General features: G+C 61.8%; 14 protein-coding genes. 6 read left to right on the top strand and 8 right to left on the bottom strand.

All coding sequences use genetic code 11. The annotated features are described in order from the left end of the window. Positions 1 to 29: 29 nt before the first annotated feature. The gene (gene dusA, locus CAG33_RS23505; RefSeq protein ID WP_085640712.1) at positions 30 to 1,025 is read left to right on the top strand and encodes a tRNA dihydrouridine(20/20a) synthase DusA; all 996 of its coding nucleotides are present in this window, start codon (positions 30 to 32) and stop codon (positions 1,023 to 1,025) included. Between the two features lie 44 nt (positions 1,026 to 1,069). Here dusA and CAG33_RS23500 read toward each other — a convergent pair whose 3' ends face one another. Then, entirely contained in the window at positions 1,070 to 1,900 is an 831-nt protein-coding gene (locus CAG33_RS23500; RefSeq protein ID WP_085584461.1) for an undecaprenyl-diphosphate phosphatase, read from the bottom strand. Positions 1,901 to 2,436: 536 nt separating this feature from the next. Between CAG33_RS23500 and CAG33_RS23495 the strand changes: the two genes are divergently transcribed. The 3 genes from CAG33_RS23495 to CAG33_RS23485 all read left to right on the top strand — a co-directional run bounded on the left by CAG33_RS23495 (position 2,437) and on the right by CAG33_RS23485 (position 5,922). Then, entirely contained in the window at positions 2,437 to 3,180 is a 744-nt protein-coding gene (locus tag CAG33_RS23495) for a winged helix-turn-helix domain-containing protein (protein WP_085584463.1), read from the top strand. A 303-nt stretch (positions 3,181 to 3,483) separates the two neighbouring features. Continuing rightward, positions 3,484 to 4,143, top strand: coding sequence for a helix-turn-helix domain-containing protein (locus tag CAG33_RS23490; protein ID WP_085640710.1), 660 nt, complete (start codon positions 3,484 to 3,486; stop codon positions 4,141 to 4,143). A 384-nt stretch (positions 4,144 to 4,527) separates the two neighbouring features. Further along, positions 4,528 to 5,922, top strand: coding sequence for an undecaprenyl-phosphate glucose phosphotransferase (locus CAG33_RS23485; protein ID WP_085584467.1), 1,395 nt, complete (start codon positions 4,528 to 4,530; stop codon positions 5,920 to 5,922). 548 nt (positions 5,923 to 6,470) lie between these two features. Here CAG33_RS23485 and CAG33_RS23480 read toward each other — a convergent pair. From CAG33_RS23480 to galE, 6 genes are all read right to left on the bottom strand, one after another. Continuing rightward, positions 6,471 to 8,549, bottom strand: a complete 2,079-nt coding sequence (locus CAG33_RS23480; protein ID WP_085640708.1) for a YjbH domain-containing protein — start codon at positions 8,547 to 8,549, stop codon at positions 6,471 to 6,473. After that, on the bottom strand, positions 8,546 to 9,310 hold the full coding sequence (locus tag CAG33_RS23475; RefSeq protein ID WP_085630774.1) for a capsule biosynthesis GfcC family protein: 765 nt from the start codon (positions 9,308 to 9,310) through the stop codon (positions 8,546 to 8,548). Before CAG33_RS23475 ends, CAG33_RS23480 begins: the two co-directional genes overlap by 4 nt. Next, entirely contained in the window at positions 9,307 to 9,972 is a 666-nt protein-coding gene (locus CAG33_RS23470; RefSeq protein ID WP_085640706.1) for a YjbF family lipoprotein, read from the bottom strand. The genes CAG33_RS23475 and CAG33_RS23470 overlap by 4 nt, the downstream gene beginning before the upstream one ends. A gap of 14 nt (positions 9,973 to 9,986) precedes the next feature. Continuing rightward, complete coding sequence (locus CAG33_RS23465; RefSeq protein WP_085584476.1) at positions 9,987 to 11,048, bottom strand: polysaccharide biosynthesis/export family protein; 1,062 nt, start codon at positions 11,046 to 11,048, stop codon at positions 9,987 to 9,989. 144 nt (positions 11,049 to 11,192) lie between these two features. Then, on the bottom strand, positions 11,193 to 11,429 hold the full coding sequence (locus tag CAG33_RS23460; protein WP_085584478.1) for a hypothetical protein: 237 nt from the start codon (positions 11,427 to 11,429) through the stop codon (positions 11,193 to 11,195). A gap of 229 nt (positions 11,430 to 11,658) precedes the next feature. Beyond that, entirely contained in the window at positions 11,659 to 12,675 is a 1,017-nt protein-coding gene (galE, locus tag CAG33_RS23455; protein ID WP_085584480.1) for a UDP-glucose 4-epimerase GalE, read from the bottom strand. Between the two features lie 387 nt (positions 12,676 to 13,062). Here galE and galU point away from each other — a divergent pair, with 387 nt between their 5' ends. Both galU and CAG33_RS23445 read left to right on the top strand, forming a co-directional pair. Continuing rightward, positions 13,063 to 13,896 (top strand): UTP--glucose-1-phosphate uridylyltransferase GalU, encoded by an 834-nt coding sequence (gene galU / locus CAG33_RS23450; protein ID WP_085640704.1) that lies wholly within the window; start codon positions 13,063 to 13,065, stop codon positions 13,894 to 13,896. Between the two features lie 49 nt (positions 13,897 to 13,945). Next, positions 13,946 to 14,362 carry a mannose-1-phosphate guanylyltransferase gene (locus CAG33_RS23445; RefSeq protein WP_085640702.1) on the top strand — a complete coding sequence of 139 codons (417 nt, stop codon included), beginning with the start codon at positions 13,946 to 13,948 and terminating at the stop codon, positions 14,360 to 14,362. 4 nt (positions 14,363 to 14,366) lie between these two features. Here CAG33_RS23445 and CAG33_RS23440 read toward each other — a convergent pair whose 3' ends face one another. Continuing rightward, complete coding sequence (locus CAG33_RS23440; RefSeq protein WP_085640700.1) at positions 14,367 to 15,527, bottom strand: SGNH/GDSL hydrolase family protein; 1,161 nt, start codon at positions 15,525 to 15,527, stop codon at positions 14,367 to 14,369.

Raw genomic sequence — 15,527 nt, 5'->3', positions numbered from 1 at the left:
TCCCAGCCCCACCCATTCCAGAACCGCCCATGTCCCCGATTACCGCCGCACCCGCCCCGCTCTCCCGCCGTTTTTCCGTCGCGCCGATGATGGACTGGACCGATCGTCATTGCCGGTTCTTCCTACGCCTGCTGTCGAAGAATGCCCTGCTCTACACCGAAATGGTCACCACCGGTGCGTTGCTCAACGGCGATCACGAGCGGTTCCTGCGGCACAACGAGGCGGAGCATCCGTTGGCGTTGCAGTTGGGCGGCAGTGTGCCGCTGGATCTGGCGGCGTGTGCGCGCATGGCGCAGGCGCATGGGTATGACGAGGTGAACCTGAACGTCGGTTGCCCGAGCGACCGGGTGCAGAACAACATGATCGGCGCGTGCCTGATGGGGCATCCGCAGTTGGTGGCCGATTGCGTGAAGGCGATGCGTGATGCGGTGTCGATTCCGGTGACGGTGAAGCACCGGATCGGGATCAACGGGCGGGACAGTTATGAAGAGCTGTGCGAGTTCGTCGGTACGGTGCGCGACGCCGGCTGCACCAGTTTCACGGTGCATGCGCGGATTGCGATTCTGGAGGGGCTGTCGCCGAAGGAGAACCGTGACATTCCCCCGCTGCGCTATGACGTGGCGGCGCGGCTGAAGGCGGATTTTCCGGAGCTGGAGATCATCCTCAACGGCGGGATCAAGACGATGGAGGCCTGCCACGAGCATCTGCAGACCTTCGACGGCGTGATGCTGGGCCGTGAGGCGTACCACAACCCTTACCTGCTGGCCGAGGTGGACCAACAACTGTTCGGCAGCCAGGCGCCGGTGATCAGCCGGGCCGAGGCGCTGGCGCAGCTGCGGCCGTACATCGCCGAGCATCTGCTGGCCGGCGGCGCGATGCACCACATCACCCGCCATGTGTTGGGGCTGGGCACCGGGTTTCCGGGGGCGCGCAAGTTTCGTCAGTTGCTGTCGGTGGACATCCACAAGGCCAAGGATCCGCTGGCGCTGCTGGATCAGGCCGCCGGGCTGCTCGAAGGACGTTGAAAACTGTTTGGCCAGGCGGATCGCTCCGCCTGGCCGAATAGACGTCAGGCCGCCGCAGCGGTCCAGTTCACCCAGCCGAACAGCCAGGTCGCCAGGATCAGCAGACCGAAGGCGATCCGATACCAGGCGAACGCCGCGTAGCTGTGGTTCGCAATGAACTTCAGCAGCCCGCGCACGGCGATCATCGCGAAGATGAAGGCGATCACAAAGCCCAGGGCAAACACCGGCAGGTCGCCGGCCTGGAACAGTTCCCGGTACTTGTAGCCCGAGTACACCGCCGCACCGACCATGGTGGGCATCGCCAGAAAGAACGAGAACTCGGTGGCAGCCTTGCGCGACAGGCCGAACAGCAAGCCACCGATGATGGTCGACCCGGAGCGGGAAGTGCCCGGAATCATCGCCAGGCACTGTACGAAACCCACCTTCAGCGCGTCAGACCAACGCATGTCGTCGACATGGTCGACGCTCACCACGTGTTCCCGCCGTTCCGCCCACAGCATCACCACCCCGCCCACCACCAACGCGACGGCGACGGTGATCGGGTTAAACAAGTAGTGATGGATTTGGTCAGCAAACAGCACGCCCAACACCACGGCAGGCAGAAAGGCGATCAGCAGGTTCGCGGTGAAACGCTGGGCATTGCGCTGGGTCGGCAGGCCTTTGACGACTTCGAAGATCTTGGGCCGGAACGCCCAGACCACGGCCAGGATCGCCCCCAGTTGAATGATGATGTTGAACGCCATGGCGCGTTCGCCGCCGAACTCCAACAGATCCGCGACAATGATCTGGTGGCCTGTGCTGGAAATGGGCAAGAACTCGGTCAGACCTTCTACAGCCCCTAGTATCAACACCTGGAATAAGGTCCAGAAATCCATTAATCCTCCGTCAGATCGCTCTTGAAGAGCACTTCGTCCATTGCATTCAGAAATTGCGTCTATGATGTTAAACAGTTCGTGTATCCATACCCGACTGTTCTACTCGGCGACGGAGAATAGGCCTTATCAAAAGACGCACTCAAGCCATGTTATTAATCGTCCGAATACGAATTCATCGAAATAAATTTAGGGCCCGGGTGGAAAAATCGGCTTCGGCCCAATAAAATGTGACCCGCCTCACATTATCCATTCACTTGAACAATGATCGATGCGCAGGCAGATAGTGGCAAAAGGGCATAAAAAACAAATCGCCACAGATACAAAATGATGGCACAATTCCACATCGCCATCATCTAACGCCTCCTCTTCCACTAGTTCACCCCTCCGAGAAAATCAACTAAAAGCTTGAAAAGCTTAGTTATTGTTAGAAAACTCGGGAGCCACGTCTAAAATCCGCGCAAATGTTACCAATTGTCAGTCACAGATGAGAAACTGTGCTTTAACATCCCGATGTCAGCACTTTTTCGAGTCAATGCATGATGCTTACAGGGAACTTGGCGACCACTAGAAGCCAACGCCGGACAAACGACGAGCCAGGTGTCCTCACCCTGGCCCGCACCCGTGGCGTGGCTGAACATTTCAGTGCGCTGGTCGCCAGGCACGTGCGGGCCGACATGGAGATCGAGGCCAACTCGTACGGCCGTTCATTTAAGCAACATGAACATTGCGGTTCGTATCGGGCCATCTTCATCGTGATCGACAGCCCCCAGGCGCTCGAAGAAAGCCTGGCGCTGGTGGAAGCGCTGCGCAGCGACAATCTCAAGCCGATCATTTGCGCCGTGCTCACCGGCCGCGGCGCCTTCAACAAGATCAAGTACTACCTGGCCGGCGCCGACTTCTGCATCAAGCTCAATACCCTCGCCGACGAAGGCGCAGAACTGCTGGCCGAGTTCTTCAACAGCGAAGAATGGCAACGGGATATCGACCTGGTGCTCGATCCCACGCGCATCTGCCTGTCCGACACCAGCAAGAAGCTGGACATCTCCTTCGCTGAAATGAAGATCCTGGAAGCGTTTGCGCAGACCGGCAATCACATACTCAGCCATGATGAAATCGCCAACATCATGGGGCTCAACACCAATTTCTACGACCCCCGGGCGCTGGAGAAGTCGATCAGCCGTCTACGTGGAAAAATCAAAGACATGTATGGTACAAACGCCATTCAGAGTATCCGTGGATACGGATACCGTCTGATGAGGGGGTTGATCTCAACCGCCTGAACCAAGGATAAGCCGTTTTTTTGCATGCATACGAAGGAGCGTCTGATGCAACCATATAAAGATCCTGGATCTCGTCGTTTCATTCATGTTTCAAATTCAATAATAAGTTGTCGATTGCATGAGCGCGGTGGCAACACCGAACCATAACAATAAAGCCCTGTTTCACGCAGCAGATCGAGTGAAGTCTATTCGAGGGCCACTTTCGAGCCCAGACCCTGCCTTATGGTTATTGCCAAGGTGGTTATTACTCGCCTGCCGAATATCTTTTAGCCAAATTTTGGCGTGCAGTTTTAGGAGAGAGACATGGAAACCAGTACCACCCTCCACCGAAAATATTTTGTCGTCGTGACACACAGCACTTCGTCGCAACGTGAACTTGAATCGATCCTGTCCAGTGAGCGGTTCAACTCGTTCGGCACGTCCCAGGCACAAATGTTCATCGAAGGTGTTGCGTCGCCCTCTTCCGCCCCCATGCTGATGGAGTTCACCTACCCGAGCGTCACAAGGAAGAATGTCGCGCGCAGTATCGAACACGACACGCAAAAGATATTGGCCACCCTCGAATCCGAGTGGCTGGCGGCCCAATCGGCCAACCCGTTCCACAGCCATCCGCCCGCGACGGCGGACACCGGCGGCATTGCCCGAACGATCGACGTCGACGCCGGCGGCACCGAGGCCTGGCACCTGGACGACGATCATGGCGTATTGGTCAAGCAGGGTGTGGAGATCAGCCTCACCGGCCTTGAGACGGCGCTGGTACGCAAGATGCTGCACCATGAGGAGCGCGTCGTCAGCCGTGACGAGCTGATCCTCAGCATCGGCCGGGAGCCTGAGCACTACCGCGGACTGGAGATGTGCCTGAGCCGCCTGCAGGACAAGTTCAAGAGCGCCAGCAACGGTGAGCGACTGTTTCGTGCCGTGCGCAACCGAGGCTACTGCCTGATTCAGGAAGTCGTCGCGTAACCACGGCTTTGAATATGTAAAACAAACGGAAACAGTGCAAAAACAAAAATAAAAAAGCACTCCTGTTTGACCTCCTCCCTTTTCCGAACGATCCCGCCTCCCACGCCTCCTACAGTATCAAACACAACATCATTTATTCACCCCTCCGCTTTTGACCTTTTCTAACGTCCGGAACTTCCTTGCGACTCGATAGTTGGCACTGTGCCATCTTGTTAGAACTCGTCAGACACCATCCCCGGCAATAACTTAGTCTATTCAATGACGACAGTTCGGCATATCGACGCTGTTACCTCAGGACACTGGCTCCAACAAAAACAACAAGTCTATTTAACAACTCGGTTTTCAACTGTCGAAACCTGAATGGACGTCTTTTGGGGATATCGTATGGATCTTACTCTTCGTATCAACAGAAACACCGGCCTCAAGGGACTTACCTTCTGGGGCCAATGGGCATTGGCGCAGTGCTTTATTGTTTCACTGCTGTTCATATTGGCCGAGCAGCACACCGGCAAGGTCGAGTTCTATTACCGGATGTGCACCATGCTGGCGGTGCTGGCCTCGGTGCCGGCCTACACGTTCAGCGGCGCGTACCGAAAGCGGGACAATTACCTGACCGGGCTCGGTCGCCTGCTGGCGGGCTGGTCCATGACCATGGGCGCCCTGGCGTTCATTGCGTTCGTGTGCAAGGCCGATGAGCTGTTCTCGCCGCCGGTGATCCTCGACTGGGCCGTATACGGTTTCCTCGGCCAGGCGTTGCTGTACGCGCCGCTGCATGCGTTCTCCAAGTACTACCAGCGCACCCGCAAGAGCGAGCACAAGACCCTGATCGTCGGCACCGGCGAACTGGCCCTGGGCCTGGCGAAGAAGCTGAACCAGAGCGAAAACCTGCCGCTGGTGGGGCTGGTGAGCAACGGCACCGTTCCCGCGCTGGAGGCCGGCGCACCGCGCGTCGTCGGCGCCCAGGAGGAACTGCTGGAGCTGATCCGCCGCCATGGCATCCGTCGCCTGTACATCACCCTGCCCCTGAGCGAAGCGGCGAAGATCGAAGCCATGTACGTCGATCTGTTGGATGCCAACGTCGACGTGGTGTGGGTGCCGGACCTGAACAGCCTGACGCTGCTCAACCACTCGGTGAAAGTCGTGGACGGCCTGCCGGCGATCTACCTGAACGAAAGCCCGCTGACCAGCCGACCGACCGCGGCGCTGAGCAAAAGCCTGGTGGAGAAAGCCGTGGCGCTGGTGGCCATCCTCCTGCTGAGCCCGGTGCTGCTGCTGATCGCGCTGGCCGTGAAGCTCAGCTCGCCGGGTCCGGTGTTCTTCAAGCAGGACCGCCACGGCTGGAACGGCAAGGTGATCCAGGTGTGGAAATTCCGCTCGATGCGCGTGCACGACGACCGTGAGGTCAAGCAGGCCAGCCGCAACGATTCGCGCATCACGGCGGTCGGCCGCTTCATCCGCCGCACCTCGCTGGATGAGTTGCCGCAGCTGTTCAACGTGCTGCAAGGGCACATGGCGCTGGTGGGCCCGCGTCCGCATGCCGTGGCGCACAACAACTACTATTCGGGCAAGATTCTCGCGTACATGGCACGCCACCGAATCAAACCGGGTATCACCGGCCTTGCCCAAATCAGCGGCTGCCGGGGCGAGACCGACACCCTCGACAAGATGCAGAAGCGCGTGGAGATCGACCTTCAGTACATCAACAACTGGTCGTTGTGGCTGGATGTGAAGATCCTGGTGAAGACGCCGTTCACGTTGTTGTCGAAGGACATCTATTGAGGGCAAGGCAACAGGCACCGCAAGGGGACGAAAGTCCCCTTTTTTGTGGGTGGTGTTTTTGTGTGGAGGGTGCGTTTGCCTGCGGCGCCTGCAAGGGCGCCATCGCAGGCAAGTCGAATCGTCGCACCGCAGCTCCCACAGGGTTCTGTGGTGTGCCGGGATGTCGCGGACAGCCGAGATCCCTTGTAGGAGCCAGCCTGCTGGCGATGGCGGTGGGTCAGGCAATAGAGATGTCGGCAGTGCCGGCCTCATCGCTTGCAGGCAAGCTCCTACAGGTTTTGTGGTGCACATCGATTCTGCGGGCACCGGAGATACCTGTGGGAGCTGGCTTGCCAGCGATGGCGGTGGGTCAGGCAATAGAGATGTTGGCTGTGCCGGCCTCATCGCTTGCAGGCAAGCTCCTACAGGTTTTGTGGTGCACATGAATCCTGCGGGCACCGGAGATACCTGTGGGAGCCAGCCTGCTGGCGATGGCGATGGGTCAGTCAACAAAGATGCCGGCAATGCCGGCCTCATCGCTTGCAGGCAAACGCCCACAGGATTTCAGGTCACTCGGTGATCTTCTCGAAGTTGCGGTAGAACATGTCGTCATCGCGGCTGTCGGTCATCGAGTGCAGCTGGAAGCTGCGGTTGAGCCGTGCGCCGCCGTCGCGGGTCAGGGGGGCCCAGACGAGGTTGGCGCGGCGCATGGTCGACATGCTCATCATCTCGTCGAATGGGATGGACAGGTAGATGCCCTTGTCGAAGCTACCCTCGCCGTACTCCGCCCCGCTGGCGGTGGTCATCGTCGCCCAACCGCCGAAGCGTACGCCGTTGGAGAACTCCCGCGAGATGTCGAAGGTCACGCCCCAATCGCCGGCCAGGTAGCGGCCGACGCTGATGGCGGCGAGGGTTTCGTAGGGCAAGTCGGTGTAGCCGGTGATATGGCCGGTCAGCACCGAGTAGTCGCGCAGGCCGAAGCCCTGGTCGAACTCGCGCTGACGCACGTAGTTCAGGTCCGCGCCGACCGACCAGCGCTCGCCGGTCGGCCGGAACAGCACTTCGGCCCCGACCCCGGCGAACATCGATTCCAGGTAGCCGCCGTAGACCATGCCGTACAGATCCTTGTCCAACTGCTCGGCGTGGCTGAGCTGGAACAGCGGCATGGTGGTGTCGGAGGTGGTCAGGTACTGGCGCAGATCCGTGCGCACGCGCGGCAGGCCGCTGGGCGCGTCGTAGGTGAACTTGTCGAAGTTGTTCACCAGGTTTTGGCTAAGCATGCCGCTCCACCAGGTGTTGCGATTGAAGCGGAACTCGGCGTCCGCGTCCGCGCTGAATTGGTAGAGCAAGCCGTCCGGACCGCCGACGTTCTGCTTGAAGCCCAGGCCCATGCCGTAGCTGAAGCGCTGCAGCGGCTGGGTGTAGAGGGTCTTCTCGTTGTGCGGCATCGCCGGGTTGACCTCGGTGGTGCGGTGCAGCGACTGCAGCGGCTCTTCGTTGTTGATCACTTCGCGGAAGGTCTGCCGGGGCACGCTGGTCTCTTCCAGCGCCAGGTCGTAGCGCTTGTTGACCACGGTGAACCAGTCGATCTCGTCGTTGACGCTGTTGTCCAGGATCCGGCTCGCCCGCCCGACCGCCTTGGCCGAGTGGAAGTACCGCTGCTGCTCGCCGTAGACCAGCAGTTCGGAGCCGCGCTGGCTGATGCGCTCGACCTTGTAGCCGGCGTTCTGTTGCAGGCGCTGGGACACGTCGGCCCAGTCGACCTGCTCCATCGGCTTGACCGGCGCCTTGGCCGGCAGCGGCTCGGCCGGCGGGTCGAAGGTCTTGGCCGGGGCCTTGCGGCTGACGAAGTTGGTGTGGAAGGTGATGCCGAACATCGCCGTGTTGCCCCGCTCCCACGCCGCGCTGACGTCGACCGAGTCCGTGACCTTGAACACCGCGCCGAGGTTAATCGGCGAATCCTGCTTGATCACGTTGTCCTTGGGTTCGTGCTTGTAGTCGTTGCCTTCGTATTCGAGCTTCAGGCTGAGCCGCTCCCAGGGCGTCTGGTAGCTGACGCCGCCGAAGAACGATGGGCTGCCGCGAAAGTACGAGCCGGCGTTGACGTCACCGGTGCCTTCCATGGCCGGCCGGGTCTTGAACCGGTCGCCCAGCACGCTGAACGGGTTGTCGATGTCGCCGCGGTTGCCGATGTAGCCCCAGGCGAGGCCGGCGCTGAAATCGAAGTTGTCGAAACGCTTGTTGGCCACCACGAATTCACTGGCGAACAGGCCCGTACCGCCGACGTCCCGGAAGCCCAGGGCCACTTCGGGCACCCAGTGGGTTTCCTCCCACAGGCGGGCCTTCACGTCGACCGCCTTGTCCTTGTAACTCTGGTCACCGCTCATCGACGACGGGCCGTAGGGCCGGTTGGTGATGGCGGTATAGCGGAACGAGCCTTCCAGCCAGTCCAGCGGCTGCAGCGACACGCTGTAGCGGCTGTAGGGGCTGGTGCGGTTGGCGTTCACGCTCAATTCGCCGGCGGGCGACATGCGAGCGGTCGGGGTCTGCAACAGGCCCGCGCCGCCGAAATCGTTCTGGGTGATGCGCGGCTCGGCCTGGGCCAACCCGCACGGCAATAGCAACACGGCTGCAAAACGTAACTTCAACGAACCACCTCAGCCAACTGCGTGGCAATGAACTCGGCCAACTGCTGATTCAGTTCAGGAATGGGCGGATCCAGGTCGTCATTCTTCAACGGCACCAGGATCCGGCTGCCCGCCACCGGCAAGTGCCCGCTCTCGCGGTTCCAGTGCGCGATGCCGATCCGCCGCACCGCGCCGTCCGGCTGGATCAGCCACAGGTAATCGGCGTCCGCGTCGTCTTCGAGCAGCGCGCAGCCTTGCAGGTAGTCACTGGCCTCCTGCAACGGCTGATAGGGCAAGCGGCACGGCTCGGCGACGGCGCCCAGCACCTCGACCTCATCGACCCGCGCCGGGTAGATCAGCCGGTCGCCGTCGTCCAGCCGCAGGTTGAGGGCGAAGCCGACCTCCAGCGCCACCGGATCCAGGTTCGCGACCTGGCGCCCGGTGACCGGCATCTGCCGCACTTCTTCGGCCGTGCGCAGCGCCAAGGCTTCGCGGCTCGGGCGGTCGAACAGCACGGCCATGCGCAGCAGCACGTCCAGGTCGAACAGCACCCCGGCCTTGAGCCGGGTCTGTTGCTCCAGCAAGGACTGACGCAGCAGCACCCCCGCCAGCCAGTAGCCTTCGGCGTTGGGCACCGCGACGCTGATCACGTCGGTCAAACGCCCGCCCGCCGGCAACTCCACCGGCCCCGGGTTGGCCACATCGCCGGACACCAGCACCGCCGCCTGCCCTGCCCCGGCCGCCAGCAGCAGGCCGGCGGACAACATCCTCAGCCGCTTCATGGCACATGCCTGCGGTCAGGGGTCAGGTGCACGATCTTCACCCGCAACTGAGAGGTCAGTTGCTGCTCGCTCTGCACGATGAAGCCGTCCTTGGGATCGACCCAATAGCGGTTGGTCGCGCGCAGGCCGATGGCCGGGACGTCGATCCGCTCGTCGATGCGCAGCACGGCGTATGCCTTGTCGAGGATGTCGAGGGTTTCCATGGATTGGCGCGCGAAGCGGCTGTTCACCTGCAACCCGACTTCCTGGCCCTTGTAGAGGTCGATCCAGCGTTGGCTGGTGTAGCCGTCGGCGACGTGCTGAAGGCCTTGTTTAAAAGGCGCGGCGTCTGACAGCCGCGTGCCGTCCAGATCGCCTTCCAGGCCCAGGCCGATGCTGCGCACCGCCAGGCCGTCGCGCATCAGCAGCACCTGCTTGCCGGAAGCGACCCAGAACTGCAGGTCGCCGCGCTCACGCACCAGCGCCAGCACACCGGAGCCGGAAGGCGTGGTCAGCTTGAGTTGCGGATAGCGCACCTCGGCCACCTGGGCCGCCGTCACGTCCAGCTCATCCGGGCCGATGGCCGCCGACTTGAGGTTGGTCAACGAAGCGACCATCAACGGGTTGCAGCCGCACAGCCACAGGACCGCGCTCAGGCCAATGCCTGCTTTCAACGTATTCACTGTCGGGCCCGGCCTTATTTGCTGTTGTTGCTGTATTCGCTCCAGTTCTTCGCAGCGGAAGCGCCCGTACCGACAATCGACGCCGATGGCACCAATTGACTGATGAGACGGTTCCAGCGAGTCACGTTGGCAGGCCCGACATAGACGACATCCTGGGGACGCACCTCGAAGTGCGTGGCCAGCACCATGGCGGTGGGCGATTCGGCTTCGAGCTGGTAGATCTTCGCCGGCTCGACATCGAGGTTCTCGACCCCGCGGATGACGTACACGGCGTTGCCGTTGGCGGTGGTCTGGCTCAGTCCGCCGACCGAGCCGAGCACGTCGGAGAGGTTCATGGTGGCGGTCTTGAAGCTCAGCGCACGGGGCTGGTTGACCTCGCCCATGACGTAGATGCGCTTGTTGTCGTTGTACGGCAGGTACAGCTGATCGCCGCCCCGCAGGTAAACGTTCTGCAGCTCGGAGTCCTGCTGGTTGAGGCTGTCGAGATTCAGCGGGTACACCCGCCCGTTGCGCGTCAGCAGCAGGCCGGACAAGTCCGCGTTGTTGGTGTCGATGCCGGCCGAGCCCAGGGCTTCGACCACGCTCAGCGGGTTGGTGGAAATGGCTTGCGGACCGGCCTTGGCGACGGCGCCGGACACCACGACCTTTTGGCTGGCGAAACGCAGCACGGCGACATCCACCTGCGGCTCGGCGATGAACGCCGACAGGCGCTGCTCGATGTCCGAGCGCAGTTGCTGGATGGTGCGGCCGGCCGCCTGCACTTCCTTGATGAACGGGTAATAGAGCGTGCCGTCGGAGCGCACCAGTCGGCCGTTGGCGTCGATCTGTTGCTGCGCGCCGGACGGGGCCGTCAGTTCGGGGTGATCCCACACGGTGATGTAGAGCACGTCGTTGCGGCCGATGCGGTACTCGGCCGGCGCCTCCAGCAACTCGGGCGGCAGCGTTTCGCGCTTCTGGGTGGCCCGGTTCATGGAGATCAGCTTGGGGGTGATCGGGATCAGTTCGACCCGGCTGCTTTCGCTGGCGCCCTGGCGGGTGATGCCGAAGGTGTTCAGGTGCTGGCCGGGGGAAAACATGCAACCTTGCAGAGCGAGACTTGCCAACATTAAAAGATAAACACTACGAGTCATAATGGCACTACGCTATTCAAGGGCGAATCCAAAAACAAAGTCACCCGACTTGCGTCGGGCGACCTTGTACTGCAACAACAGTTGTTACCGTTAGTTGTGCGTGCCGGTTGTACCCGTCGTACCTGTGGTACCGGTTGTACCGCCGTTCGCACTTCCTCCGCTGTTGGATGCCGCTACGGCACTGGCAACCATTGCGGTACTGGCGGCGGGCGCTTGGGAAGCCGCCACGTTGCCCGACACATTGGTCACCGCCGTGAGCGGCGCTTCGGCTGCAATGGCCAAGTTGCCGAACAACGACAACAAGGCGATCGCCATCACTTTTTTCATACCCACTCCTTTCCGGCATTCGACTTTAATAACATCAGGCCGTCCGCTGGATGTTAGGGATCACGTCGCAAACTGCGCGAACATGAGCCGTCGTTCATTCACAATCAATCCCGACTTATAAATGTCGAACGGCACGTTTATATCTACGGACTTGAACCGGGCAATTCCAGCGTAATTTCCCGACGTTATCTAACAGCCTGACCGAAACTAACATCGGTCCAAATTGACATCATCCGCGGTAGCCCTGCGGGTGGCTCGATTGCCAGCGCCAGGTGTCAGTCACCATGTCCTGCAGGCTGCGCGTGGCTTTCCAGCCCAGTTCCGCCGCGGCCTTGGAGGGGTCGGCCCAGCTCTCGGCCACGTCTCCGGAGCGGCGCGGCATGACCTTGTACGGCACCGGCTGGCCGCAGGCCTGCTCGAAGGCCTGGAGCACCTGCAACACGCTGTAGCCGTCGCCGGTGCCCAGGTTCCAGGTGTGGATGCCGGTGCGGCCGGCGATGGTTTCCAGGGCCTTCAGGTGCCCGTCGGCCAGATCCACGACGTGGATGTAGTCGCGCACGCCAGTGCCGTCGGCCGTGGGGTAGTCGTTGCCGAAGATAGACAATTCCTGAAGGCTGCCGACGGCCACCTGGCTGATGTACGGCACCAGGTTGTTGGGGATGCCGTTGGGGTCTTCGCCCATCCGGCCGCTGTGGTGCGCGCCGATGGGGTTGAAGTAGCGCAGCAGGGCGATGCTCCAGCGCGGCTCGGCCTGGCACAGGTCACGCAGCACGTTCTCCACGATCAGCTTGGACTGGCCGTAGGGGCTGGTGGGCTGGCCGGTGGGGAAGTCCTCGCGGATCGGCATCCGCTCCGGCGCGCCGTACACCGTGGCCGAGGAGCTGAACACCAGGCGGAACACCCCGGCCGCCGCCATCGCCTGGCACAGCGTCACGCTGCCGCCGACGTTGTTCTCGTAGTATTCCAGCGGCTTGCGCACGCTCTCGCCCACGGCCTTGAGCCCGGCGAAGTGCAGCACCGCGTCGATCGCGTGTTCCCGGAAGATCCGGTCCAGCAGCGCCCTGTCGCAGACATCGCCGCGGATCATCTGCGCACTTCTGCCGCAGATGGCCTCCACCGCGTGCAGGGCCGCATCGCTGCTGTTGCAGAGATTGTCCAGGACAACAACTTCATAGCCTGCCTCAAGCAGCGCAAGTGTGGTGTGCGAGCCGATATAGCCGGCGCCACCGGTTACCAGAATCTTCATAGCGCGGTCCTTAGTCGGGAAACTTCCCAGTAGCGCGTCAAGCCTGGCCTGTTGAATATGTGTCGCAATTCACACAAACTAGGCCGACAACAACCTTAAACAAAACAAGTTCAACGACTGGCGAAAAATATTTTTCCAGCCCAAACTGTATTGCCTGCTATTTATTAACATCACCGCACTCTTGCCACTATCGGCAGATACCGACTAAAAATAACCAACAACAATAAGGCCGACATCTAATAACATTGTCGCCTTCCGCGCACATTGCCATTTGCCATCAATTACCTGACTCGGGTATTAAAGTAAGCGTTCAATCAACATTGAAACTTGCAACCTTTCGTTATTGCACGCCATTGGCTGTGCGCCATGAATGTCCAGGATATTTCTATGATTCGTAAATGCTTGTTCCCCGCGGCCGGCTATGGCACGCGTTTCTTGCCGGCCACCAAAGCCATGCCCAAGGAAATGCTGCCGATCGTCAACAAACCGTTGATCGAATACGCCGTCGAAGAAGCCCGGGACGCCGGCCTGCAACACATGGCGATCGTCACCGGACGGGGCAAGCGCGCGCTGGAAGACCACTTCGACATCAGCTATGAGCTCGAACACCAGATCCGCGGCACCGACAAGGAGAAGTTCCTGGCCGGCACCCGCGAGCTGATCGACACCTGCACCTTCTCCTACACACGTCAGGTGGAGATGAAAGGCCTGGGCCACGCGATCCTCAGCGGCCGTCCGCTGATCGGCGACGAACCCTTCGCCGTGGTGCTGGCCGACGACCTGTGCCTGAACCTGGAAGGCGACGGCGTACTCGCCCAGATGATCCAGCTGTACAAGCGCTTCCGCTGCTCCATCGTGGCCATCCAGGAAGTGCCCCGCGACCAGACCCACAAATACGGCGTGATCGCCGGCGAGCCGATCAGCGACGGCCTCTACCGGGTCGACAACATGGTGGAGAAACCCGCCCCGCAGGACGCCCCGTCCAACCTGGCGATCATCGGCCGCTACATCCTGACCCCGGACATCTTCGACCTGATCGCCGACACCCAACCGGGCAAGGGCGGGGAAATCCAGATCACCGACGCGCTGATGAAACAGGCGCAGAACGGCTGCGTGCTGGCCTACAAGTTCAAGGGCCTGCGCTTCGACTGCGGCGACGCCGAGGGTTACCTCCAGGCGACCAACTTCTGCTACGACAACGTCTACCTGAAGGGGCGCTGAGCCCAACCAGCGCACCCGTAACGTCCACCCCTCATTCAGGCAAACCCCTATGAACATTGCACAACACGCGGCGGACCTCGAACGGTCGGTGGACAACCTCGGCGTGATGAGTTGGCTGTCCCGCCATCAGCCGCTGCCCAGCGCCAACGAGTCTTGGCTGGGCACGATCTTGCTGGTGGAGCGCATCGGCATGTTTCCTTCGTCCGGCGACATCCGCCGGCCGCTGGCCGATCCCTATCCCCTGCTCGCCCACCTGAAACGGCTGTATGCCGAACAGGCGCTGGAAATCGACGACCGCGACGGCCTGAAGGTGATCTTCAGCGACTGGCGGTTCCGGGTGCGCCTGTGCTGCAACGAGCCGGCGGTCATCGTCACGGTGGAAACCCGCTGCGACACGCACGGGATGCCGCGCCGGACCGCCGAGCTGCTCGGCCATCTGGACGCCTTCGAACGCGCCCCAGGCTGAACGCCTAGCGCTGGACGTCGCCGCAGCGATCCTGGGGCGACACCGCTTCACGGCCGCCGACCATCAGACGATGGAAAAACCCGGCGATCACCTTCCCTCCCGTGGCCGGGTCCGGATGAATCCTGTCCGGCCCGATCATCGGCATCGGCCCGCCGGCCGCATAGCGCCTGACGTCGGCGCCGAATGCGCACTGCATGTCGGCGTAGCCCAGGTGGGCCTCTCGGGCCCAGGGCTGCAGCACCTGCGCATACGCCGACATCGGGTAGGCGCTGGAGCGCGAGGTGTCCTGGCGCAGGATCAGGTTGATGCTCGCCGTCGGCTGGATCTCGCGCAGCATCGCCACCAGGCCTTGGATGTTCTTCAGGTACTGCGCGGGCTTGACCCCGAAGCCCTGATCGTTGCCGCCGAGCATGATCAGGTAAATGTCCGCCGGAATCTTCGCCACCGCCGCTTTCCACTGCGCCTGCCAACCGGCATCGTCATGGTAGAAGTCCGCCGAGGCCGCGCCGGACGCCGCCAGCTTCGACACCCGCACGCCACGTTGGCCATTGCTCATCCACACGCCGAACAGCGTCGGCGTACCGCTCGCCACCTCCAGCCGCAACGCCCAGTCCGGCACCGGCGGCGGATCCGCCAACGGCGCTTCGCGGACGCCTTCGCCGTCAAGCCTCAACGGGCGCCAGGCCTGAGAAGGCGCCCAGCGGTAACGCACGTCGCTGGGTTCGCCGGTGCCGAGGTAAAGCAGTTTCGCCTCCGTGACCGTCGTGTCGATGGCCGCCGAAGGATGGGCATCGATCTGCAGCCATGCGCCCGGGCGCCCGGTGACGGTGCGGCTGTCGGGGCTGGCCTGGCCGAGGCCGGACACCTGCCAGCCGCCACCGAAGTGTTTTTCGCTGCTGCGGGTGTACTTGAAATGCGTGCCGCCGAGGGCCGCGCCGTGGTTGAAGCCAATGTAGCCGGGGCCGGCGAACCCCGCTTCCGACGCCAGCCGCTGCACCAAGCGATTGAGGTAGAAATCCTGCCCGGCGCTGTAGCTGTCGCCGATCACGGAGATGGACAGCACCGGCCCCGCCTTCCCTTCGCGCCACTGGCCGAATCGCTCACGGGCGTCGCCGACCTGAACCACCGAGGCCGCGACCGGGCTGAAGTCATCGACTGCGAACAT

Origin of the sequence: Pseudomonas sp. B3(2017) (assembly GCF_002113595.1) — a bacterium.
Classification (GTDB): Bacteria; Pseudomonadota; Gammaproteobacteria; order Pseudomonadales; family Pseudomonadaceae; genus Aquipseudomonas; species Aquipseudomonas ekonensis.
The sequence above is the reverse complement of the archived record's forward strand: the minus strand, read 5'-3'. Positions and strand labels throughout refer to the sequence as shown.